Annotated in this window: 18 protein-coding genes, 1 tRNA gene and 1 pseudogene; 13 read left to right on the top strand and 7 right to left on the bottom strand. The window is 74.7% G+C overall.

Features of this window, described 5'->3' with window-relative positions; all coding sequences use genetic code 11:
- Positions 1-94: 94 nt before the first annotated feature.
- The gene (locus ACZ5OX_RS06060; protein ID WP_465628938.1) at positions 95-928 is read left to right on the top strand and encodes a TIGR02452 family protein; all 834 of its coding nucleotides are present in this window, start codon (positions 95-97) and stop codon (positions 926-928) included.
- 107 nt (positions 929-1,035) lie between these two features.
- Here the strand turns inward: ACZ5OX_RS06060 and ACZ5OX_RS06055 are convergent, their stop codons facing one another.
- Positions 1,036-1,371 carry a hypothetical protein gene (locus tag ACZ5OX_RS06055; RefSeq protein WP_392881812.1) on the bottom strand — a complete coding sequence of 112 codons (336 nt, stop codon included), beginning with the start codon at positions 1,369-1,371 and terminating at the stop codon, positions 1,036-1,038.
- Positions 1,372-1,445: 74 nt separating this feature from the next.
- On the bottom strand, positions 1,446-2,540 hold the full coding sequence (locus ACZ5OX_RS06050) for a hypothetical protein (protein WP_465628937.1): 1,095 nt from the start codon (positions 2,538-2,540) through the stop codon (positions 1,446-1,448).
- An 89-nt stretch (positions 2,541-2,629) separates the two neighbouring features.
- Here ACZ5OX_RS06050 and ACZ5OX_RS06045 point away from each other — a divergent pair.
- Positions 2,630-3,088: pseudogene (locus ACZ5OX_RS06045) on the top strand (RICIN domain-containing protein); the annotation flags it as partial.
- 7 nt (positions 3,089-3,095) lie between these two features.
- Here the strand turns inward: ACZ5OX_RS06045 and ACZ5OX_RS06040 are convergent.
- The 3 genes from ACZ5OX_RS06040 to ACZ5OX_RS06030 all read right to left on the bottom strand — a co-directional run bounded on the left by ACZ5OX_RS06040 (position 3,096) and on the right by ACZ5OX_RS06030 (position 5,981).
- Positions 3,096-3,791 carry a tyrosine-protein phosphatase gene (locus tag ACZ5OX_RS06040; protein WP_465628936.1) on the bottom strand — a complete coding sequence of 232 codons (696 nt, stop codon included), beginning with the start codon at positions 3,789-3,791 and terminating at the stop codon, positions 3,096-3,098.
- Between the two features lie 110 nt (positions 3,792-3,901).
- Positions 3,902-4,663, bottom strand: coding sequence for an SDR family oxidoreductase (locus ACZ5OX_RS06035; RefSeq protein ID WP_449788056.1), 762 nt, complete (start codon positions 4,661-4,663; stop codon positions 3,902-3,904).
- Positions 4,664-4,673: 10 nt separating this feature from the next.
- Positions 4,674-5,981 (bottom strand): DNA glycosylase AlkZ-like family protein, encoded by a 1,308-nt coding sequence (locus ACZ5OX_RS06030; RefSeq protein WP_465628935.1) that lies wholly within the window; start codon positions 5,979-5,981, stop codon positions 4,674-4,676.
- Between the two features lie 124 nt (positions 5,982-6,105).
- Here ACZ5OX_RS06030 and ACZ5OX_RS06025 point away from each other — a divergent pair, with 124 nt between their 5' ends.
- From ACZ5OX_RS06025 to ACZ5OX_RS05980, 10 genes are all read left to right on the top strand, one after another.
- Positions 6,106-6,885 carry a nucleotidyltransferase domain-containing protein gene (locus ACZ5OX_RS06025; protein WP_465628934.1) on the top strand — a complete coding sequence of 260 codons (780 nt, stop codon included), beginning with the start codon at positions 6,106-6,108 and terminating at the stop codon, positions 6,883-6,885.
- A 47-nt stretch (positions 6,886-6,932) separates the two neighbouring features.
- Positions 6,933-7,008: transfer RNA gene (locus ACZ5OX_RS06020), tRNA-Lys, on the top strand.
- A 535-nt stretch (positions 7,009-7,543) separates the two neighbouring features.
- The gene (locus ACZ5OX_RS06015) at positions 7,544-9,256 is read left to right on the top strand and encodes an LCP family protein (protein WP_465628933.1); all 1,713 of its coding nucleotides are present in this window, start codon (positions 7,544-7,546) and stop codon (positions 9,254-9,256) included.
- A 132-nt stretch (positions 9,257-9,388) separates the two neighbouring features.
- Positions 9,389-9,877, top strand: a complete 489-nt coding sequence (locus ACZ5OX_RS06010) for an SRPBCC family protein (protein ID WP_465628932.1) — start codon at positions 9,389-9,391, stop codon at positions 9,875-9,877.
- 250 nt (positions 9,878-10,127) lie between these two features.
- Complete coding sequence (locus ACZ5OX_RS06005) at positions 10,128-10,928, top strand: VOC family protein (RefSeq protein WP_449788061.1); 801 nt, start codon at positions 10,128-10,130, stop codon at positions 10,926-10,928.
- 143 nt (positions 10,929-11,071) lie between these two features.
- The gene (locus ACZ5OX_RS06000; RefSeq protein WP_465628931.1) at positions 11,072-11,818 is read left to right on the top strand and encodes an HAD family hydrolase; all 747 of its coding nucleotides are present in this window, start codon (positions 11,072-11,074) and stop codon (positions 11,816-11,818) included.
- Positions 11,815-14,220, top strand: coding sequence for a glycoside hydrolase family 65 protein (locus tag ACZ5OX_RS05995; RefSeq protein WP_465628930.1), 2,406 nt, complete (start codon positions 11,815-11,817; stop codon positions 14,218-14,220). The genes ACZ5OX_RS06000 and ACZ5OX_RS05995 overlap by 4 nt, the downstream gene beginning before the upstream one ends.
- A 136-nt stretch (positions 14,221-14,356) precedes the next feature.
- Positions 14,357-16,069, top strand: coding sequence for a pyruvate dehydrogenase (locus ACZ5OX_RS05990; protein ID WP_465629599.1), 1,713 nt, complete (start codon positions 14,357-14,359; stop codon positions 16,067-16,069).
- 85 nt (positions 16,070-16,154) lie between these two features.
- Positions 16,155-16,790 carry a helix-turn-helix domain-containing protein gene (locus ACZ5OX_RS05985; RefSeq protein ID WP_449788064.1) on the top strand — a complete coding sequence of 212 codons (636 nt, stop codon included), beginning with the start codon at positions 16,155-16,157 and terminating at the stop codon, positions 16,788-16,790.
- Positions 16,791-16,822: 32 nt separating this feature from the next.
- Complete coding sequence (locus ACZ5OX_RS05980) at positions 16,823-17,005, top strand: DUF6126 family protein (RefSeq protein ID WP_449788065.1); 183 nt, start codon at positions 16,823-16,825, stop codon at positions 17,003-17,005.
- A gap of 95 nt (positions 17,006-17,100) precedes the next feature.
- On the opposite strand, the gene pdxR is transcribed toward ACZ5OX_RS05980, so the two are convergent.
- Positions 17,101-18,543: a MocR-like pyridoxine biosynthesis transcription factor PdxR gene (gene pdxR / locus ACZ5OX_RS05975; RefSeq protein WP_465628929.1), complete on the bottom strand. Its 1,443-nt coding sequence runs from the start codon at positions 18,541-18,543 to the stop codon at positions 17,101-17,103.
- A gap of 198 nt (positions 18,544-18,741) precedes the next feature.
- Between pdxR and ACZ5OX_RS05970 the strand changes: the two genes are divergently transcribed.
- A complete protein-coding gene (locus ACZ5OX_RS05970) occupies positions 18,742-19,452 on the top strand; it encodes an alpha/beta fold hydrolase (protein ID WP_465628928.1) in 711 nt (236 codons plus the stop codon).
- On the opposite strand, the gene ACZ5OX_RS05965 is transcribed toward ACZ5OX_RS05970, so the two are convergent.
- A complete protein-coding gene (locus ACZ5OX_RS05965) occupies positions 19,437-20,354 on the bottom strand; it encodes an undecaprenyl-diphosphate phosphatase (protein WP_465628927.1) in 918 nt (305 codons plus the stop codon). The two genes, ACZ5OX_RS05970 and ACZ5OX_RS05965, sit on opposite strands and share 16 nt — an antisense overlap.
- Positions 20,355-20,452 lie beyond the last annotated feature (98 nt).

Raw genomic sequence — 20,452 nt, 5'->3', positions numbered from 1 at the left:
CCCTTCGCGTTTCCCCGGGGCGCCCCGAGGCGTTGTTCTGGGGGTGAGAATAACCTGTGGCGCGCGGGCGCGGCGGTCCCGTAGCGTCGCGGCCATGAGCAGCAGACTGCACGAAGTGGCACGGGTGAACGAGGGGATCGCCGAGCGGGGGAGCTACCGGACGACCGGGGGCGAACTCGTGCAGGTGGGGGAGGAGTTGGCGGCGGCGAAGGCCGGTACGGTGTCGTACGCGCCCGAGGGGCTGGCGGCGCTGCTGGCCGCGGGGGAGGCCGGTCCCGGGCCCGCGGCCGGGCGGATCGAGGTGACGGCCGAGGGGAGCATCCAGGCCGCCCGCCGGCTGGTCGCGGCCGGGGCGGGGCCGGTCGGGGTGCTGAACTTCGCCTCCGCGCGCAACCCCGGCGGCGGCTACCTGCGCGGCGCCCGCGCCCAGGAGGAGGACCTGTGCCGCAGCGCGCTGCTGTACAGCTGCCTGCTGGAGGCGCCGGACTACTACGAGGCGCACCGGGCCTCGACCGACCTCCGGTACAGCCACCGGGTGATCGTCTCGCCGGCGGTGCCGGTGATCCGGGACGGGCACGGCGAGCTGCTGGCACAGCCGTACCCGGTCACCTTCCTGACCTCGCCCGCGCCCAACGCCGGTCAGCTGGAACGGCGTTCGCCGGGTGCGGACGTCCGGGACGTGCTCGCCGAGCGGGCCGTGCGGGTGCTCGCGGCGGCCGCCCGGCACGAGGTGCGCACGCTGGTGCTCGGCGCCTGGGGCTGCGGGGTGTTCCGCAACGACCCGGCGCAGGTCGCCGAGGCCTTCGAGGGGGCGCTGGCCCGGTACGGGGCGGCCTTCGAGCGGGTGGTGTTCGCGGTCTGGGACCGCTCGCCGGTCTCCGCGAACCGGTCCGCCTTCGAGGCCCGGTTCGGTGCGGCGGTCCGGTAGCCGGCCCGCGCCCGCGGGCCCGGGCCGGCGGCCCCCGGCGGCGGCCTGCTTCCGGTGGCGGCCGGCTGCTTCCGGCCGGCTGCTTCCGGAAGGTCGCTACCGGCGGGCTACTTCCGGCGGGCCGAGAGCGCCGTCGCGGCCGTGGAGGCCGCCGCGACCACGCCGGTCACGGCGAAGACGGACGGCCAGGCGCCGATCCGCTTGGCCAGCGGGTGCGACCCGCCGAAGGCGGCCACGTACAGGCCGGTCAGCGCCGCCGCGGTGCCCGTGCCCGAGCTGCGGCGCCACTGCGCGGCCGCCCCGGCACCGGCCACCGCCAGCACCGCGCCGCCCAGTTCGCGCCGGCCGCTCCAGCGGGCGACGCCGTAACCGCCGACCAGACCGCTCGCCGCGGTCAGCGCGGCGGGCGCGGCCGCCGCGAGAACGTTCGGGACCTTCGCCATCGTCGACTCCACTCGTAGGGGCTGTGTCGGTTTCCGACCATAACCCGGTGGACCCGCGGGGCCGTCGGGGCCTCCTACCGGAACGCCTCGGCGGGCGTCTGCCCCGGCACCGTGGCGGCCAGCCGGCGGGCGGCCTCCGCCGGGTCGAGCACCCGCTCCAGCCGCAGGTCGCCCGGGACCTCCTGGATGAACCGCCCGGCCGACCAGCTCCGCTCGTACGGCAGCGGCTCCAGCACCAGGGTGCGCACGCCGTCCACCACCGGGACGTCGCTCGGCGTCCCCTCGTTCCAGATCCAGGAGCCGTCCGGCGCGACCAGGTTGAAGGCGCCGGTGGCGATCACCCGGCGGCCGTCCAGGAACGCCGTCCGGGCCAGCGCCACCACCTCCCGGTCCTGCGGGGCGCCGGGCAGGTGGCCGCCGCCGATCAGGACGTCGGCGAGCAGGGTGTGCAGCTGGAAGGTGTCGCTCAGGCCGCTCATCCGCAGCAGGTAGCCGGTGCCGGTGGGGCGGTCGAGGACCAGCAGCGGCTCGTCGTCCAGCATCAGTGCCAGGTGGACCAGGCCCTTGAAGTCGTGTTGCTCGCCCTGGTAACGGTCGAACAGCTCCAGGAGCACCTCGGTCACGCCCGAGGCGCGGGCCTCGGCCCGGACCTCCGCGTGCGCGTACACCGCCCAGGCCGCCTGCTGCCACAGGTGCAGCGTCCACCAGGCGACCACGGCCAGGTGCGCGTGCCACTCGTCCAGGTGCGCCGGGTCGGCGATCCGCTCGTGCGCCTCGGCCGGATCGTCCTGCTCCGCGTCGGGCAGCGGGCCGCCGCCGGTGGAGACCCACCGCCGCACCAGCAGCTGGGCGCCGGTCAGCGCCCCGCGCAGGCCGGCCAGGACCGGGCCGGAGCAGGCGAGCGGGTCGGCGCCGTGCTCGACGCAGGCGCCCACCACCATCGCCAGGTGCGCGCGGGGGAACGGCGGGGCGTCCGGCAGCAGCGCGGCCAGCCGGGGGCCGGCCGCCACCCGCTCCGCCGGGTCGGCCGCGCCGAACAGCCCGCCGACCAGCCCGAGGGCGGGCCCGAACTGCTCGTCGTCCCCGGCCGCGACCACGGCCTCCAGGGCGGCCACGGCTTCGGCGAAGGTGGGCTGTTGACGGTGCGACGGTATCTGCTCGGTGGACATTCGCCGCAGCATAGGGGGCGCAGCCGGTCCGGTGGAAACTCCTCCGCTTCCCCGGCCGTACGGGGCCTGTCGGTGCCCGGTGGCAGACTGCGAGCGTGACGGATTCCGAGATCACCGACGGCAACTACCTCGTCCGCAACGTCGGCAGCGGCCTGCTGCTGCAGGTCGCGGGCGCCTCCCGGCGCGGCGGTGCCCGGATCGTCCTCGGCGCGGACGACGGCGGCGACGCCCAGCTCTGGCGCCTCACCGCCGTCCACCCGGGCGGCGCGCTGTTCCACATCGAGAACGTCCACAGCGGCAAGCGCCTGGACGTCACCGGAGCCTCGACGCAGGACGGCGTCCGGATCCAGCAGTGGTGGGCGAACGCCTTCGGCGCCCAGGAGTGGCTGCTGGAGGCCCACGTCGACGCCCCCGGCACCTACACGGTCAGCAGCTTCATCAGTGGCAAGCCCCTGACGGCGGGCGACGCCCCGGACGCCGACGTCCACCAGCACGAGGACGTCGACGCCCCGACCCAGTGGTGGCGCTTCGAGCGCCGGGCGGGCTGAGTTCCGGTCAGTCCGACAGGTGGGCGCGGACGGCGTCGAGTTCGGCGTCCGTCGTGCCGTGGTGGCGGAGGTAGTCGGGGACGGTGCCGTGGTGGTCGTGGATCCAGGCCAGGGAGGAGGCCAGGAGTTCGGCGTCGACCGGGCGGGAGAGGCGCTCGGTGCCGGTCTCGTCGAAGTACGGGATGGGGCCCTTGTCGAGGCCGAGGCCGATGTTGGAGAGCAGGAAGTCGGCGGTGATATCGGCCTCGGAGGCTCCCAGCAGGGACTGGAGGACGGCGATGGTGAGCCCGGTGCGGTCCTTGCCGACGGCGCAGTGGACGACGGCGGCCAGCGTGTCCGGCGTGGCCAGGCGGCGCACGACGGCGGCGATCGAGGGGCCGGCCGTCTCGGCCATGAACGGGTAGAGGGCGGCCTGGTCCTCGGGCCAGGGCCGGTCGCCGTTCCTGGGGTGCGGGGGCAGGGTCGGCAGGTTGACGGTGCCGTGGTCGAGGCCGTGCCGCTGGTCCGGCCAGGCCTCCAGCTCGTACGCGCTGCGCAGGTCGAACACCGTCCGCAGGCCGAGGGCTTCGAGCCGCCGGGCGCCCTCCTCGGTGAGGGTGTGGAAGGACCCGGAGCGGTACAGCACGCCCCGGCGGAGAGCGCCGATCCCGCCCGCGTCACGGAAGTTGCGCACCCCGGGGATGTCGATGAAGGCGTCGGTCATGGCCACCACCGTACGGGCGGGGGCGTACCGGCGGAAGGAAACCGGAGCGGCCGTCCGGTGGCGGGACGACGTCGGCCGAAACCGCTCCCGGCCGGGGCGGTGCGGGCTGCTCAGCGCCCGCCCGAGACCTCCAGGAACGCCCCCGTGGTGTACGAGGCCGCCGGGGAGAGCAGGAAGAGGATCGCCTCGGCGACCTCCTCCGGCTGCCCGCCGCGGCGCATCGGCAGGTTCGGCGCGACCCGGTCGACCCGGCCGGGCTCGCCGCCGAGCGCGTGGATGCCGGTGTGGATCAGCCCCGGCCGTACCGCGTTGACCCGGATGCCCTCGGCGGCGACCTCCAGGGCCAGGCCGCGGGTCATCGAGTCCACCGCGCCCTTGGCGGCCGCGTAGTCGACGTACTCGTTCGGCGAGCCGATCCGGGAGGCGGCCGAGCCGACGTTGACGATGGCGCCGCCGCGCCCGCCGTACCGGGTGGACATCCGGCGGACGGCCTGCGCCGCGCACAGGAACGGGCCGGTGATGTCGGCGGCCCAGATCCGGTTCAGCCGGTCCTCGTCGATCTCCTCCAGCCGGCACTGCTTCTCCAGCGTGCCGGCGTTGTTCACCAGCCCGGTGAGCGGGCCGAGTTCGTCGTCGACGGTGGTGAACAGCCGCTCCACCCCGGCGGTGCGGGAGACGTCGGCGCGGACCGCGAGGGCGGTGCCGCCCTCGGCCCGGATCGCGTCCACGACGGCGGCCGCCGAGGCCTCGTCCGTACGGTAGTTGACGCAGACCCGGTAGCCGCGGCGGGCGGCCAGCAGGGCGGTGGCGGCACCGATGCCGCGGCTCGCGCCGGTGATGATCAGGACCTCGTCGGTCGGGGTGGTCGGCATGGCCCGTACGCTACCCGGCGGCCGGGTCCCGGACATCCGCGGTCGGACGCCGGACACTCGCGGTCGGACCCTGGACACCCGCGGCCGGGCCCCCGGCGCCGGGGGCCCGCGCGGCCGCCTCCCGCAGGGCCGCGATCTTCGGGGCCCGGCTCTTCGGCGAGTCGAGGCTGAAGCCGCGGGCGTCGCCCAGGTCGTCCCGGACGAAGGCCTCGGTGCGGGCGACCGCCTCCCGCAGGGCGTCGTCGAGCGGGACGAAGGGCAGCAGGACCAGCTCGGAGCGCTCGGTGTCGTACTCCCAGAGGCCGACGATCCGGCCGCGGTCGAGCACCACGTGGGTCTGCGGGTCCGCCTCGGTGCCGAAGACCCGCCCGGCCCGGCCGGCGGGCAGCGGGCGGGCGGCGTCGGCGGGGTCGAGCAGCCGGGGCAGGTCGCGGTGCAGCAGGTGGATGCCGTCGATGCCGGCGAGCAGGGTGTAGTGCGGCTCGTCCGGCACCTCGAACCCGGCGAACTCCTCGGCGAGTCCGGGCGGCAGCAGGAGTTCCGAGCCGGGCCCGAGCGGTACCAGGCCGGCCTCGGCGACGGCCCGGCGGGCGGTGGCGGCGGTGAAGCCGGAGAACCAGCGGAAGTGCCGCAGGGTGGCCGGGCCGGCCCAGGAGAAGTAGCGGTGGGCGAGGTCGACGGCGTCTCCGGCGACCGGCTGGTCCCAGCCGACGTAGCCGTAACGCTGCTGGTCCAGACGGCCGTTGACGGGCACCCGGCGGATCCGCCCGCGGGACTGCATCAGCCCGAGGGCGAGCGGCAGGGTGCTGGTGAGGCCGCGCCTGCGCCCCGCCTCGCCGAGCGGTCGGACGGCGTCGCCGACCGCCTCCCGGATCGCCGCGGGGGCCAGCGGCCGGTGCTCGGACAGCACCCGCTCGACGGCCAGGCAGAGCTTCTCCACCTCGTCCCTGCCGATCCCCAGGTGCTTCTCCGCCGCCGCCAGTTCGCCCGCCGGCGCGGCCGCCCCGGCGGCCAGTCCGAGCGCGAAGTCGGCGGCCGGCAGCACGTAGGTGCAGCCGCGTGCGGACGGCAGCTCGTGCACCTCCAGCCGGGCCACCGCCGCGTCCACCGCCGCCCGCCCGAGCCCGGCCCGGGCGAACAGGCCCAGGTACGGGGCCGCGCCGCCCACCGAGCGGGCCCACCCGGTGGCGGCCAGCACCTCGGCGACACCGGCGCCGGTGTGCGGGCGGTCCAGCCACTGCCGGTGCGACCACCAGGCGCGCAGCTTGGCGGTTTCGGCGGCTTCCGGGGGGCCTTCGGTGGGCGGGTCGTGCTTCATGGGCCCAGTATCGGCGGCCGGACCGGCCCCGGACGGGAATTCGTTTCCCGGGCGCGGCCCGCTGCGGCGAGGATGCCGGAACGAGGATGCGGTGCCCGCCCGTCCGTCCGAGAGGAGCCCGCCGATGCCCACTGCCCCCGCCTTCCCCGCCGCCCCCGCTGTCCCCGGCACGGTGCTGCTCTCCGGCATCGTCGGTTCCACCGCGTACGGCTTCGCCCACGCCGGCTCCGACATCGACCGGCTGGGCCTGTTCGCCACCCCCACCGAGGAGTTGCACGGCCTGGCGCGCCCCGCCGAGTCCCATGTCGGCACCGCGCCCGACCTCACCCTGCACGAGGCCGCCAAGTGGTGCCGGCTGGCGCTGAGCTGCAACCCGACCGCCTCCGAACTGGTCTGGCTGCCGCAGGAGCTGTACGAGGTCCGCACCCCGCTCGGCGACGAACTGGTCGGCCTGCGTGCGTCGTTCCTCAGCGCGCCCGCCGTACGGAAGGCCTACCTCGGCTACGCCGACCAGCAGTTCCGCAAACTGCTGAGCCGCGACACCACCGACCCGGCCACCCGCCGCCGGGCCGCCAAGCACGCCCGGCACCTGGTCCGGCTGGTCGAGCAGGCCGTCCGCCTGCACGAGACCGGCCGCAACCTGATCCGGCTGCCCGACCCCGAACGCGTCCGCGAACTCGGCGAACGCATCGCCGACCGCCCCACCCTCGCCGAGGGTCTGCTCGCCGGGGCCGCCGATCGCCTCGCCCGCCCCGGCGTGCTGCCCGCCGCGCCCGACCCGCGTCCCGCCGAGTCCTGGCTCCGCCGGGTCCGCGCCGCCCACTACGCCCCGCCCCGGGAACCGGTCCACAACCCCGGCACGCCCGGGCAATCCACTGGCGGAGCCCTGGGCCCCACCGGGTAGGATCGCCGTGGTCCTCCCGCCCGGAACTCCGGGCGCGCAGGGGCCGCGGGCCACTAGCTCAATTGGCAGAGCTGCGGACTTTTAATCCGTAGGTTCAGGGTTCGAGCCCCTGGTGGCCCACCACGCGCGAGGCCGGATCGGGCGATCCCCGATCCGGCCTCCTCCGTTCTCCGGCGCGGTTCTCTCCGCCTGCGGACCGCGCCCAACTCCCTTGCCCCGCCGCGACCTTGCGGATCCCGGTGGGCCGCGGGCCGCTCCGGTGCCGCCGCGGAAGGGACGGGGTCCGCGGGGGGTGCCGCCGCCACGACGCCCACGGGGCGTGCCCGTGGCCGGATTTCGGCGTCGGCCCGGCGCCGGGGGAGTCCGGTGGAGTGGCATGGGTCACGTCGGAATAGGGCGGTTTCGGCCGTTCTGTAAGGATGTTGCCTACCGATTGGTGGGGTTGTTCGAGGGGCGAGCGTCGGTGATCGCGTCGGGCCTAAATATGATCGGAAGCCACGATCGTCGGTTAGTGGTGACGGTCGTATGTGCAACCTGGGAACGGTTCGGGCCGTCTCTCTGTGTGCGGTGCGCCGGATCGTCAGGGGCGTCGCTTCCGTCGGTGAAAGGTACGCGCATGTCAGGTCGGAGGGGCGAGAGCCCGGCTCGGGGTGGTGACGTGCCCAAGACGGAAGACGCCACGGGCTCCGTACCCGGACCGCGCGGCGGCGGCCGGGCGGAAGCCCGCCGTGCCGCCCAGGGCAAGGGTGGTGCTCCGGCGGCCGCGGGCGGGGGCCGGGCCGCGGCGCGCAAGAGCGCCAAGCCCAAGAAGAACGTGAAGAAGATCGTCGCCTGGTCGACGGCGGGCGTGCTGGTGGTCATCGCCGGTGTCGGCGGCGCGATCTACTTCAAGCTGAACGCCAACATCAAGTCCTTCGACGCCGACGCGATAGCCCGCAACCGCCCGCCGGAGGCGCAGGCCGACGCGGACGGCAACAAGCCGGTCAACGTGCTGCTGATCGGCTCCGACAGCCGCGGCAAGAACAACGCCGACCTCGGCGGCGGCGAGGACGGCGGCGCCCGCTCCGACACCACGATCCTGCTGCACGTCTACGCCGACCACAAGCACGCCGTGGGCATTTCCATACCCCGCAACGCCCTGGTCACGCTCCCGTCCTGCAAGCTCCCCAACGGCAAGTGGACCAAGGAGAGGGCCAACGCCCGCTTCAACGAGGCCTTCGCCACCGGTGGCACCGACGACGGCAACCCGGCCTGCGCGCAGAACACGGTGGAGAAGCTGACCGGCATCCGGGTCGACCACACCCTGGTGGTCGACTTCAACGGCTTCTCCTCGATGACCCAGGCCGTGAACGGCGTGGACATCTGCCTGCCGAAGGCGATCTACGAGGGGGACATCAACCCCAACCTGAAGAAGCGGGGCGACCTCGTCCTCCCGCAGGGCAAGCAGACCGTGGAGGGGCAGAAGGCGCTCGACTACGTCCGGCTGCGACACGGCATCGGCGACGGTTCGGACATCGGCCGGATGAAGCGCCAGCAGGCGTTCCTCGGCTCGCTCGCCACCAAGATCAAGAAGGAGGGGATGAACCCCACCACCCTCCTGCCGCTGGCCGACGCCGCCACCAAGTCGCTGGTCGTCGACCCGGGCCTGGACTCGGCCGACAAACTGCTCTCCTTCGGCCTGTCGCTGAAGAACATCGACATGCACGACCTCAAGTTCGTGACGACGCCCTGGCGTTTCCGCACCCAGGACGCCGACATCGACCTGGTCCAGCCGGACACCAACAAGCTCTGGGACACCCTCAAGGCCGACCAGACCATCGACGGCCAGAACGCCACCGGCCAGCAGCCGGACGCGGCCCCGACCGGCGGCACCAGCCCGGCCCCGCAGCAGCCCGCGCCGGCCACCACCCCGGCCGCCCCGGCCGGGGACGCCGGCAACTCGGCGATCCGGGTCGCGGTCTACAACGGCACGCTCTTCAACGGCCTGGCCGGCAAGGCGACCGAGCAGCTGAAGGGCGCCAAGTTCGCCGCCAGTACCGCGGGCCAGGCGGCGAGCACCAAGTACAAGACCACCACGATCGAGTACGGCTCCGGGCAGAAGGCCAACGCCGAGAAGGTCGCCGAGCTGTTCCCGGGCGCCGGTCTGGAGCCCAGCAGCGCACGGGGCATCTCGGTGATCGTCGGCCAGGACTTCGCGGCCGCCGCGGGGATGGCGGCCGCCGCACCCGCCGCACCCGCCGGCGGCGCCGCACAGCCCGCGGCCCCCGGCGTCCAGGCGCCCCCGCAGCCGCTGCCCACCACCGTCACCAACGACGCCCGCTCGGCGGACGACGACATCTGCGCCAACACCACGTACGGCAGCGGCGGCTGACCGGCCCGGCCGGAACACGCGACCACGGGGACGACCCCCGGGCCGGCGCCCTCCGGGGCGCGCGGGCCCGGGGGTCGTGCCATGGTGGGCCCCAGGGCGGGGACCCAGCGGTCACGGCGAAAGGCGGACCCCATGCCCGAGATCGCCCTCCAGCTCGACATCGCCGCGCCCCGGGACGTGGTGCTCGCCGCGCTCACCACGCACGACGGGCTGACCGCCTGGTGGACCACCGCGGCGGACCGGGACGGCGACGTCCTGCTGTTCGACTTCCCCGACGTCCCCGAGCCGTTCCGGCTGCGGGTGGAGCGCGCCGACCGGGACCGGGTGGTGTGGACCAACGCAGGCTCCTTCCCGCCGCACTGGGCCGGCACCTGGATCAGCTGGGAGCTGGCCGACCAGCCCGCGGCGCCCGACCAGCCCGCCGCGCCCGAGGGGCAGCCCGCCGCCCCCGAGCGCACCCGGCTGCTGTTCCGGCACGGCGGCTGGCAGCCGGGGAGCGAGGACGGCGTCCCGGCGGTGGCCGGCACCTGGGCCGAACTGCTGGTCCGGCTCAAGGACTACGCGCAGAGCGGCAAGGTGCAGCCCTACTTCGTCACCGCGCACCGCCACGACGCCCCGTGAACACCCCGCGGACGCCCCGTGACGGACCGGCCGCCGGTCGCCCGCCAGGGCGCCGTCCGGTGGCGGGATCGCGGCGGCGGGCCGAAGGTGGCGGTGTACCGCCGTCCTCCCGGCCGGGCCGCACTCCCGTCCGGCCCGGTCGGGACGGACGGCCCGACCACCCCGACAGCCCAGACGGCCGGACGGCTCAGGCCACCCCGACCGCCCCGACCACCACAGCCGGCCACCACCGCCTCCGGGAGGCCCAGCAATGCCCGTAGTCACCGATCCGTACACGCCCGGCACCCCGTGCTGGGTCGACCTGATGGCGAGCGACCAGCAGGCCGCGCTCGACTTCTACCGCGACCTGTTCGGCTGGCAGGGCGAGGTCGGCCCGGCCGAGTTCGGCGGCTACGCCGTGTGCACGCTCAACGGCCGGCCGGTCGCCGGGATCATGGCGCAGATGGCGCCCGAGGGGCAGCCGGTGCCGCCCGTCGCCTGGACCACCTACCTCGCCTCGGACGACGCCGACGCGGCCAGGACGTCCATCGCCGAGGCGGGCGGCACGATCCTCTACGACCCGATGGACGTCGGCACGATCGGCCGGATGCTGGTCGCCGCCGACCCGACCGGCGCGGTGTTCGGCGTCTGGCAGGCGATGGACTTCATCGGCGCGGGCGTGGTCAACGAGCCCGGCGCGCTGGTCTGGAACGAGCTCAACACCTCCGACACCGGCGCGGCCGGCCGCTTCTACCAGCCGGCCCTCGGGCTGCGCCCGGCCACCATCCAGGGCATGGAGGGCTGCTTCTCGCTCAACGTCGGCGACCGCACGGTGGGCGGCATGCAGGGGATCCCCGACTACCTGGCGCCCGGCACGCCCTCGCACTGGATGACCTACTTCTCGGTGGACAGCACCGACTCCACGGTGGACGCCCTGGTCAAGGCCGGCGGCTCGGTGATCCAGCCGGCCTTCGACATGCAGTCCGGGCGGATGGCGGTGGTCCAGGACCCGCAGGGCGCGGCCTTCGCGGTCATCGAGGCGCCCGAAGCCCAGATGCCCGACTCCCCGTAACGGCCGCCGTGGCCGCCCCGCCCCGGCCGGTCGATCGACCCGGGCCCGCCGACCGACGGGCCCGCGGCCGGAAGCCGCCCTTCCCGCGACGCGCCGCCGGGAAATGGGCGGCTTCCCCCGCTTTCCCGGGTAAGACTGCACCCATGCTGGGGCTACCGGACGACATCCGCGCTTTCCTCTTCGACCTCGACGGGGTGCTCACCCAGACCGCGAAGGTGCACGCCGCGGCCTGGAAGGACACCTTCGACGCCTTCCTGCGCGCCGAAGCCGCCCGCAGCGGCGGGCAGTTCGTCCCCTTCGACGCCGTCACCGACTACGACACCTACGTGGACGGCCGCCCACGCCTGGACGGCACCCGCGCGTTCCTGCTCAGCCGGGGGATCGAACTGCCCGAGGGCACCCCGGAGGACCCTCCCAACTCCCGTACCGTGCAAGGGATCAGTCGGGCCAAGAACGACACCGTGCTGCGGCTGATCAGGGAGCGGGGCGTCCGGCCGTACCAGGGCTCGGTCGACTACGTGCACCGGCTGCGCGCGGCCGGGCTGCCCAGCGCCGTGGTCTCCTCCAGCGCCAACTGCCGCGACGTGCTGCGGGCGGCCGGCATCGAGGAGCTGTTCGAGGTGATCGTCGACGGCAACGTCGCCAAGGCCGAGGGCCTGCCCGGCAAGCCCGCCCCCGACACCTACCTGTACGCCGCCCGCGCTCTCGGCGTCGAACCCGCCCACGCCGCGGTCTTCGAGGACGCGCTCGCCGGGGTCGCCTCCGGCCGGGCCGGCGGCTTCGGCGCGGTGGTCGGGGTGGACCGCACCGGCCAGGCCGCCGAACTGCGCCGGGACGGCGCCACCGTGGTCGTCCAGGACCTCTCCGAACTCCTGGGTGGTGAGTCGTGAGCCCGGAGGCCAACTTCACGATCGATCCGTGGCAGATCACCGAACAGGGCCTGGACCTGGCCTCGATGGCCCGCGCCGAGTCCGTCTTCGCGCTCTCCAACGGGCACATCGGCCTGCGCGCCAACCTGGACGAGGGCGAGCCGCACGGCCTGCCCGGCACTTACCTCAACGGTGTCTTCGAACTGCGCCCGCTGCCGTACGGCGAGGGCGGCTACGGCTACCCGGAGTCCAGCCAGAGCGTCATCAACGTGACCAACGGCAAGATCATCCGGCTGCTGGTGGACGACGAGCCCTTCGACCTGCGCTACGGCGAACTGGTCAGCCACAAACGCTGGTTGGACTTCCGGGAGGGCCTGCTGCACCGCGAGGCCGAGTGGACCTCCCCGGCCGGGCGGACGATCAGGGTGCGCTCCTCCCGGCTGGTCTCGCTCACCCAGCGGGCCATCGCCGCCGTCGAGTACAGCGTCGAGGCGGTGGACGGCCCGGTGCGGATCGTGCTCCAGTCCGAGCTGGTCGCCAACGAGCAGCTGCCCGGCGGCCCCGAGGGGGACCCCCGGGCCGCCGCCGTGCTGGAGGCGCCGCTGCAGCCCGAGGCGCACCACGCCAGCGCCACCAAGGCCGTCCTGGTGCACCGCACCCGCTACAGCGGCATCCGGGTCGCGGCCGGGATGGACCACGTCATCGAGGGCCCGGAGAAGTCCGACACCGTCGCCGAGGCCGAGGCCGACCACTGCCGGATCAGCGTCACCACCGTGCTCGAGCCCGGGCAGCGGCTGCGGCTGGCCAAGTTCGTCTCCTACGGGTGGTCCGGCACCCGCTCGCTGCCCGCCCTCCGGGACCAGGTGGAGGCGGCCCTGACCGCCGCCCGGTACACCGGCTGGGACGGGCTGGTCGCCGAACAGGCCGAGTTCCTCAAGGAGTTCTGGGAGACCAGCGACATCGAGATCGAGGGCGACGTCGAACTCCAGCAGGCCGTCCGGTTCGCCGTCTTCCACGTCCTGCAGGCCGGCGCCCGCAGCGAGGAGCGGGCCATCCCGGCCAAGGGGCTGACCGGCCCCGGCTACGACGGGCACAGCTTCTGGGACACCGAGACCTTCGTCCTGCCGGTGCTCACCTACTGCCTGCCCACCGCCGTCAACCAGGCCCTGCGCTGGCGTCACAGCACCCTGCCGCTGGCCCGTGAGCGGGCGATCCAACTCGGTCTGTCCGGCGCGGTGTTCCCGTGGCGGACGATCCGCGGCGAGGAGTGCTCCGGGTACTGGCCGGCCGGCACCGCGGCCTTCCACATCGGCGCCGACATCGCCGCCGCCGTCGCCCGCTACGTCCGGGCCACCGGGGACGCGGAGTTCGAGCGCGAGTACGGGCTCGAACTGCTCGTCGAGACCGCCCGGATGTGGCGCTCGCTCGGTCACCACGACGTGGCCGGGAGGTTCCGCATCGAGGGCGTCACCGGCCCCGACGAGTACAGCGCCGTCGCGGACAACAACGTCTTCACCAACCTGATGGCGCAGAGCAACCTGCGCGCCGCCGCCGAGGCCGCCGTCCGCCACCCGCACGAGGCGGCCCTGCTCGGCGTGGACACCGAGGAGACCGCCGCCTGGCGCGACGCGGCCGCCGCGATGTACATCCCGTACGACGAGGACCTCGGCGTCCACCCGCAGGCCGACGGCTTCACCCACCACCAGGTCTGGGACTTCGAGCACACCCCGCCGGAGAACTACCCGCTGCTGCTGCACTACCCGTACTTCGACCTGTACCGCAAGCAGGTGGTCAAGCAGGCCGACCTGGTGCTCGCCATGCAGGTCCGCGGCGACGCCTTCACCGACGAGCAGAAGGCCCGCAACTTCGCCTACTACGAGCGCCTGACCGTCCGGGACTCCTCGCTCTCCGCCTGCACCCAGGCGGTCATCGCCGCCGAGGTCGGCCAGCTCGACCTCGCCTACGACTACACCGCCGAAGCCGCCCTGATGGACCTGCACGACCTCGGCGGCAACACCCGCGACGGCCTGCACATGGCCTCGCTCGCCGGGGCCTGCATCGCCCTGGTGGCCGGCTTCGGCGGACTGCGCGACCACAGCGAGACGCTCTCGTTCCGGCCCCGGCTGCCCTCCGGGCTGATGCGGCTGAGCTTCTCGCTGTTGGTGCGCGGCCACCTGCTCGGCATCGAGATCACCCACGAGCGGACGACGTACACCCTGCGCCGCGGCGAGGTCCTCCACCTGTGGCACGACGGCGAGGCGGTGCAGGTCAAGACCGGCGCCCCGGTCACCGTGCCGACCACCGTCCCTCCCTCCCAGGAGCGGGTCGCCCAGCCCCCGGGCCGGGAACCCGCCCGCCGCCAGCCCCAGGCCGGCCTCGCGGCGGGCAAGCTCGGCCAGCAGGACCACCTGGCGGCCGAGTAGCCCGCGCCCCGGCCGTTCCCTCCACCCCGGTCACTCCTTCGGCCCGCCCCGGCTGCGCCCCCGACCTCCCCGGCGGAGGGTGCAGGTGTCCCGTGGCGACCGAAGGAGTGCAGCCGTGCCCAGCGTGGCCGAACAGATGGTGGAGGTGCTCCGGCAGGCCGGGGTGGAGCGGGTCTACGGGGTCGTCGGCGACAGCCTCAACCCCGTGGTGGACGCGATCCGCCGGGCCGACGGCATCGGCTGGGTGCACGTGCGCAACGAGGAGGCCGGCGCCTTCGCGGCCGCCGCCGAGGCCGAGCTCTCCGGCCGGCTCGCGGTCTGCGCCGGCTCCTGCGGCCCCGGCAACACCCACCTCGTCCAGGGCCTCTACGACGCCCAGCGCAGCGGCCTGCCCGTGCTGGCGCTCGCCTCGCACATCCCGTCCGGGCAGATCGGCACCGGCTTCTTCCAGGAGACCCACCCCGAGCGGGTGTTCACCGACTGCAGCACCTGGTGCGAGATGCTCTCCACCCCCGCCCAGCTGCCCCGCCTGCTGCGGGTCGCCATCCAGCACGCGCTCGGCTCGCACGGCGTCTCGGTGCTCTCCTTCCCCGGGGACGTCGCGGCGCTCCCCGCCGCCGCGCCCACCGGCACCAGCCACTTCCTCACCGAGCAGGCCGTCGCCGCGCCGCCCTGGTCCCAGGTGCAGGAACTGGCCCGGCTGCTCAACGCGGCCCGCAAGGTGGTGCTGTTCTGCGGCGCCGGGGTGCGCGACGCGCACGCCGAGGTGACGGCGGCCGCGCAGGCCCTGAACGCGCCGATCGGCCACTCCCTGCGCGGCAAGGAGTGGATCCAGTTCGACAACCCGTACGACGTCGGCATGAGCGGCCTGCTCGGTTACGGGGCCTGCCACGAGGCGCTGCACTCCGCCGACCTGGTGGTGCTGCTCGGCACCGACTTCCCGTACGACTCCTTCCTGCCGCAGGCGCACACCGTCCAGGTCGACCACGACGCCACCCGGCTCGGCCGCCGCACCGCCCTCGACCTGGCCGTCCACGGCGACGTGGCCGCCACCCTGCGGGCCGTGCTGCCGCTGCTGGACGCCAAGTCCGACCGGGCCTTCCTGGACGGGATGCTGCGCAAGCACGTCCGAGCGCTGGAGGGCGTGATCGGGGCGTACACCCGGGACATCGAGAAGCACCTGCCGATCCACCCCGAGTTCGTCGCCTCGGTCCTCGACGAGGTGGCCGCCGAGGACGCCGTGTTCACCGTGGACACCGGCATGAACAACGTCTGGGCCGCCCGCTACCTCCAGCCCAACGGCCGCCGCCGGGTGATCGGCTCCTTCCTGCACGGCTCGATGGCCAACGCCCTCCCGCACGCGATCGGCGCCCAGCTCGCCTGCCCAGGGCGGCAGGTGGTCGCGATGGCGGGCGACGGCGGGATCGGCATGCTGCTCGGCGAGCTGCTCACGGTGGCCAAGCACCGGCTGCCGGTGAAGACGGTGGTCTTCAACAACGGGGCGCTCGGCATGATCAAGCTGGAGATGCTGGTCTCCGGCTACCCGGAGTCCGAGATCGACAACGGGGACGTGGACTACGCCGGGATCGCCCGGGCGATGGGCATCCAGGCCAAGCGGGTCACCGAGCCGGCCCGGGTCCGGGAGGTGCTGGCGGAGGCGCTGGAACGGCCGGGCCCCGCGCTGGTGGACGTGGTCACCGACCCCAACGCGCTGTCCATCCCGCCGCACATCACCGCCGCCCAGCTGAAGGGCTTCGCGCTGGCGGCGAGCAGGACGGTGCTCTCGGGCGGCGTCGGGCGCATGATCGACCTGGCGCGGAGCAACCTGCGGAACATCCCGCGGCCGTGAGGGCGGGGCCGCCGGGGGCTCCGGGACGGTTTGCCTCTAGGGCAAAATTCTTGCCCCTGCGGCACGGCGGGTGTCCACTGGACACATGACCAGCAGCTCCACCGGTGCCGCCGCCACGGGCGAACAGCTCGACGACCAGGAGGTCGCCGGTCTCGCCGCCCGCCTTCGTGAGCACCGGCTCAGCAGCCGCCTCACCCTGGAGGTGGCCGCCGGGAGGGTCGGACTCTCCCCAGCCTATCTGTCCCGGCTGGAGACCGGCCGCCGGCAGCCCTCGCTGCCCGTCCTCCTCGGCCTCGCCCGCGCGTACGGGACCTCGGTCTCCGGCCTGCTCGGCGAGACGCTGGCGGAGCCCGACCCGATCGTCCGCGGCGGCGCCATCGAGCCCGGCCGGGCCGGAGGCTGGGGCTACCGTCGGGCCGGCGCCCCCGGCCGCGCCATGCAGGCCCTGCGGGTGCACGTCCCGCCGGGCGTGCAGGACGCGGTGGTCCGGGTCCACCCCGGCGAGGAGTGGCTGTACGTCCTCAGGGGCGCGCTCCGGGTCACCCTCGGGGACCGCGTCCACCACCTCGCGGTGGGCGACTCGGCCCACTACGACTCGCTGACCCCGCACTGCATCGCCGCGGAGTCGGACAGCGGCGTCGAACTGCTCTTCGTCCACACCCTGCTGCAGAGCCCCGGCGGCGAACTCTGCCTCGGCGGCGGCCCCGCCGCCCTGCACTGACCCGCCGTCAGAACACCCCGGAGGAGATCACCATGGCCGATCCCGCCACCACCACCACCGTCGCCCCCGACACCGCCGCCGGCCCGAAGACCATGGACGCCGGCAAGTGGGCCAACAAGCGGATCTACCTCCGCCTGCTGATCTACACCGCCGGCGGCCACCTCTTCGCCGGCTTCATCATCCTCCTGTTCGAACTCGGCAGCCGCAACAAGTAGTTCAGCCCCCGACGTCCGCCCGCCCCACCCCCGAGGGAGGCGGGCGGACCGCCGTTCCCGAACCAGCCCCCCGGCAGACCCCGGCGGCGTTCCCCCTACGCCCCGCGCAGCAGCTCGCAGAGGGCCTGGACCGCCGCCGGGAAGGCGTGCTCCGGCGGGGTGCCGTAGCCGATGACCAGGGCGGGCGGGGCCTCGGTGGCGGGCGGGGTGGCGCGGTGCCAGGTGAGGCCGTTGAGGGAGAGGCCGGCCTGCCGGGCGCGGGCGAGGAGCTCGGGTTCGGGGGTGGAGCCGGGCGGCAGCTGGAGGACGGCGTGCAGGCCGGCCGCGATGCCGGTGACCCGGACGTGCGGGGCGTGTTCGGCGAGCGCCGCGACCAGGTGGTCGCGTCGGCGCCGGTAGTGCAGCCGGCAGCGCCGCACGTGGCGGTCGTACGTGCCGGAGGTGATCAGCTCCGCCAGTGTCAGCTGGTCCAGCACCGGGGACATCGTGTCGGCCAGCGCCTTCAGCCGGGCGACCGGTTCGACCAGCGCGTCCGGCAGGGCCAGCCAGGCGATGCGTAGGCCCGGCGCGAGGCTCTTGGCGGTCGTCCCGGCGTACACCACCCGCTCCGGGTCCAGCGCCTGCATCGCGCCGAGCGGCTGCCGGTCGTAGCGGAACTCGCCGTCGTAGTCGTCCTCGATGACGTACCGGTCCTGCTCCCGCGCCCACCGCACCGCCTCCGCCCGCCGGTCGGCGGACAGCGCCGCGCCGGTGGGGTACTGGTGGGCGGGGGTGAGCAGGACGGCGCCGGCCCGGGCGTCGAGCCGGTCGACCAGGGCGCCGTCCCGGTCCAACGGCACCGGGGCGGTGGTGAGTCCGGCGGCCAGGACGGTCGCGTGCTGCGGCGGCAGCCCGTACTCCTCGACGGCCAGCGTGCGGGCGCCGCGCTCTCGCAGGGCGGCGCAGAGCAGGGCGAGGCCCTGGGTGACACCGGTGCAGACGAGCAGGTGGTCGGGGTCGGTGCGCACGCCGCGCACACGGGCCAGGTAGTGGGTGAGCGCCTGCCGCAGTTCGATCCGGCCGAGCGGGCTGCCGTAGTCGAGGGCCTCGTGCGGTGCGGTGGCGAGGGCGCGGCGGGCGGCGGCGAGCCAGGCGGTGCGGGGGAAGAGCGAGAGGTCTGGCCGGCCGGACATCAGGTCGTGGCGGGCGGTGGGCCGTTGCTGTGCCGACCGGGCGGCGGGCCGCCGGCCGGGGGCCGGTTCGGGCACCGCCTGCCGGGCGACGGTGGTGCCGGAGCCCTGCCGGGAGCTGAGCCAGCCCTCCGCGGTGAGCTGTCCGTACGCCTCGACGACGGTGTTGCGGGCTATGCCGAGGTCCTCGCCGAGCGCCCGGGAGGACGGCAGCCGGGTGCCGGGGGCGAGCCGTCCGTCCTGGACGGCCTCGCGCAGCGCGTCCTCCAGGGCGGCCCGCAGTCCGGTACCGGCGGCCCGCCGTTCGGTGAGGTCCAGGTGCAGGTCGCCGCCGAAGGTGGTCCAGGAGGTGGTCCGGGAGGTGCTCACGGCCCCATTCTCGCCCGGCCGTCCTGAGGCCTCGGCAGCACGGAGTCCGGGGCCGTCGCCGGGTAGCGGCGTCGGCCCGGGAGGGCCGGGCGCCGCCGGGGTCACCCGACGGTCCGGGGCGGTCGTCACACTTCCTCCACGGGGTGTTTCCCGGTGCGTCCGGGGCCGCTGTCGTACCCGCGCGCTACCGTGCCGCCCATGGCGAACTTTGTGCTGGTGGCGGGGGCCTGGCTCGGGGCCTGGGCGTGGGACGGGGTCGTGGCGGAGCTGCGCGCGGCCGGGCACGGGGCGTACCCGCTGACGCTCTCCGGGCTCGCCGAGAGGCGCGACACGCCCGCCGGGCAGCAGGCGCACGTGGCGGACGTCGTCGCCGAGGTGGAGCGGCTGGACCTGCGCGACGTGGTGCTGGTCGGGCACAGCTACTCGGGCATCCCGGTGGGCCAGGCCGCCGAGCGGATCGGAGGCCGGCTGGCCGGGCTGGTCCTGGTGGACGCCAACGTGCCGGTGGCGGGGGAGTCCTTCGCCGACCAGATGCCGGAGCCGGCCGCGCTGCGGGCGGACCTCGCCGCGCACGGGGGCTGGTGGCCGCCGCTGCCGCCGGCCGAGTTCGCCGGGCAGGGGCTGACGGTCGAGCAGATCAACCGGATGGCCGCCGGGGCGACCCCGCACCCGGGCCCGTCGCTGACCGAACCCGCCGTCCTGGCGGGCCCGTTGAGCGCGCTCCCGACGGTGTACGTGAAGTGCCTGCTGGACTGGCCGGAGCCGCCGCCGGTGGCCGCCGAGCTGATCGCGGCGGGCCACTGGCGGCTGGTGGAGCTGGACACCGGGCACTGGCCGATGTTCTCCCGTCCGGCCGAACTCGCGCGGATCCTGGCCGGGGCCGGGAGCCGGGTTCAGAGCGACAGGTAGACCGCGCTGCCGACGCCCGCCACGAAGCAGTAGAGCGCGAACGGCGTCAGGCTGCGGGTCTCGAAGTACCTGGTGAGGAACCGCACCGAGACGTAGCCGGCCGCGAAGGCGGCGACGCTGCCCGCGAGGACCGGGCCGAGCACGCCGGAGTTCTCCGGCTTGAACAGCTCGGGCACCTTCAGCACCGAGGCGGCCAGGATGACCGGGGTGGCGAGCAGGAAGGAGAACCGGGCGGCGTCCTCGTGGTGCAGTCCGCGCAGGATGCCGGCGCTCATGGTGACGCCGGAGCGGCTGATGCCCGGGAACAGCGCGAGGATCTGCGCGGCGCCGATCCAGGCGCCCTGCCCGTAGCCCAGCCTGGTCAGCCGGCGGTCGGAGGCGATCGCCGGGTCCACGCCCGGCTCGTCGGCGGCCGCCGCGTGCCCGGCCCGGCGGCGGCCGGTGCCGCCGCGCTTGAGCCGCTCGGCGCCGAGCAGCACGAGCCCGTTGAGGGCGAGGAAGACCGCGGCCGGGACGGGCTTGCCGAGGGCGTTGCGCAGCGCCTTCTCCAGCGCGAGGCCGGCCACGCCGACCGGGATGGTGGAGAGGACGAGCAGCCAGGCGAGCTTCTCGTTGCGGGTCTCCACCCGGCGGTGCCGGATCGAGCCGACCAGCCCCTCGAAGACCCGCACCCAGTCCTTGCGGAAGTGGACCACCAGCGCGAGCGCGGTGGCCAGGTGCAGGGCGACCAGGGCGGCGAGGTACGAGGAGCCCTCGGCGGTCATGTCGAGGTCGTGCTGGATCCTCCCGCCGACCAGGGCGGGCAGCAGGATGCTGTGGCCGAGGCTGGAGACCGGGAAGAGTTCCGTCACGCCCTGGAGCAGGCCGACGCCTATCGCTTCCGGGTAGGTCAGGGTCGACATCGCGCACCTTCGCTCGGGGGTCGGTGGCCGGCCGGATCAGGGGCCCTCGCGAAGCTACTACGCGCGTGTAGACGTTCGCCAACCCCGCCGTCGGAAGT

It is taken from the genome of Kitasatospora sp. NPDC032121, from assembly GCF_055580145.1.
Note: the sequence above shows the minus strand (reverse complement) of the source record. Positions and strands in the feature narration are given on the sequence as shown.

Excerpts from the sequence above, each read along its gene's own strand:
- ACZ5OX_RS06000 (WP_465628931.1), top strand. The coding sequence starts at position 11,072 with ATGCTGGGGCTACCGGACGACATCCGCGCTTTCCTCTTCGACCTCGAC.
- ACZ5OX_RS06050 (WP_465628937.1), bottom strand. The coding sequence starts at position 2,540 with ATGTCCACCGAGCAGATACCGTCGCACCGTCAACAGCCCACCTTCGCC.
- ACZ5OX_RS06005 (WP_449788061.1), top strand. The coding sequence starts at position 10,128 with ATGCCCGTAGTCACCGATCCGTACACGCCCGGCACCCCGTGCTGGGTC.
- ACZ5OX_RS06035 (WP_449788056.1), bottom strand. The coding sequence starts at position 4,663 with ATGCCGACCACCCCGACCGACGAGGTCCTGATCATCACCGGCGCGAGC.
- ACZ5OX_RS05990 (WP_465629599.1), top strand. The coding sequence starts at position 14,357 with ATGGTGGAGGTGCTCCGGCAGGCCGGGGTGGAGCGGGTCTACGGGGTC.
- ACZ5OX_RS05985 (WP_449788064.1), top strand. The coding sequence starts at position 16,155 with ATGACCAGCAGCTCCACCGGTGCCGCCGCCACGGGCGAACAGCTCGAC.
- ACZ5OX_RS05970 (WP_465628928.1), top strand. The coding sequence starts at position 18,742 with ATGGCGAACTTTGTGCTGGTGGCGGGGGCCTGGCTCGGGGCCTGGGCG.
- ACZ5OX_RS06060 (WP_465628938.1), top strand. The coding sequence starts at position 95 with ATGAGCAGCAGACTGCACGAAGTGGCACGGGTGAACGAGGGGATCGCC.
- ACZ5OX_RS06055 (WP_392881812.1), bottom strand. The coding sequence starts at position 1,371 with ATGGCGAAGGTCCCGAACGTTCTCGCGGCGGCCGCGCCCGCCGCGCTG.
- ACZ5OX_RS06030 (WP_465628935.1), bottom strand. The coding sequence starts at position 5,981 with ATGAAGCACGACCCGCCCACCGAAGGCCCCCCGGAAGCCGCCGAAACC.
- ACZ5OX_RS06010 (WP_465628932.1), top strand. The coding sequence starts at position 9,389 with ATGCCCGAGATCGCCCTCCAGCTCGACATCGCCGCGCCCCGGGACGTG.
- ACZ5OX_RS06025 (WP_465628934.1), top strand. The coding sequence starts at position 6,106 with ATGCCCACTGCCCCCGCCTTCCCCGCCGCCCCCGCTGTCCCCGGCACG.
- ACZ5OX_RS05965 (WP_465628927.1), bottom strand. The coding sequence starts at position 20,354 with ATGTCGACCCTGACCTACCCGGAAGCGATAGGCGTCGGCCTGCTCCAG.
- ACZ5OX_RS05980 (WP_449788065.1), top strand. The coding sequence starts at position 16,823 with ATGGCCGATCCCGCCACCACCACCACCGTCGCCCCCGACACCGCCGCC.
- ACZ5OX_RS06040 (WP_465628936.1), bottom strand. The coding sequence starts at position 3,791 with ATGACCGACGCCTTCATCGACATCCCCGGGGTGCGCAACTTCCGTGAC.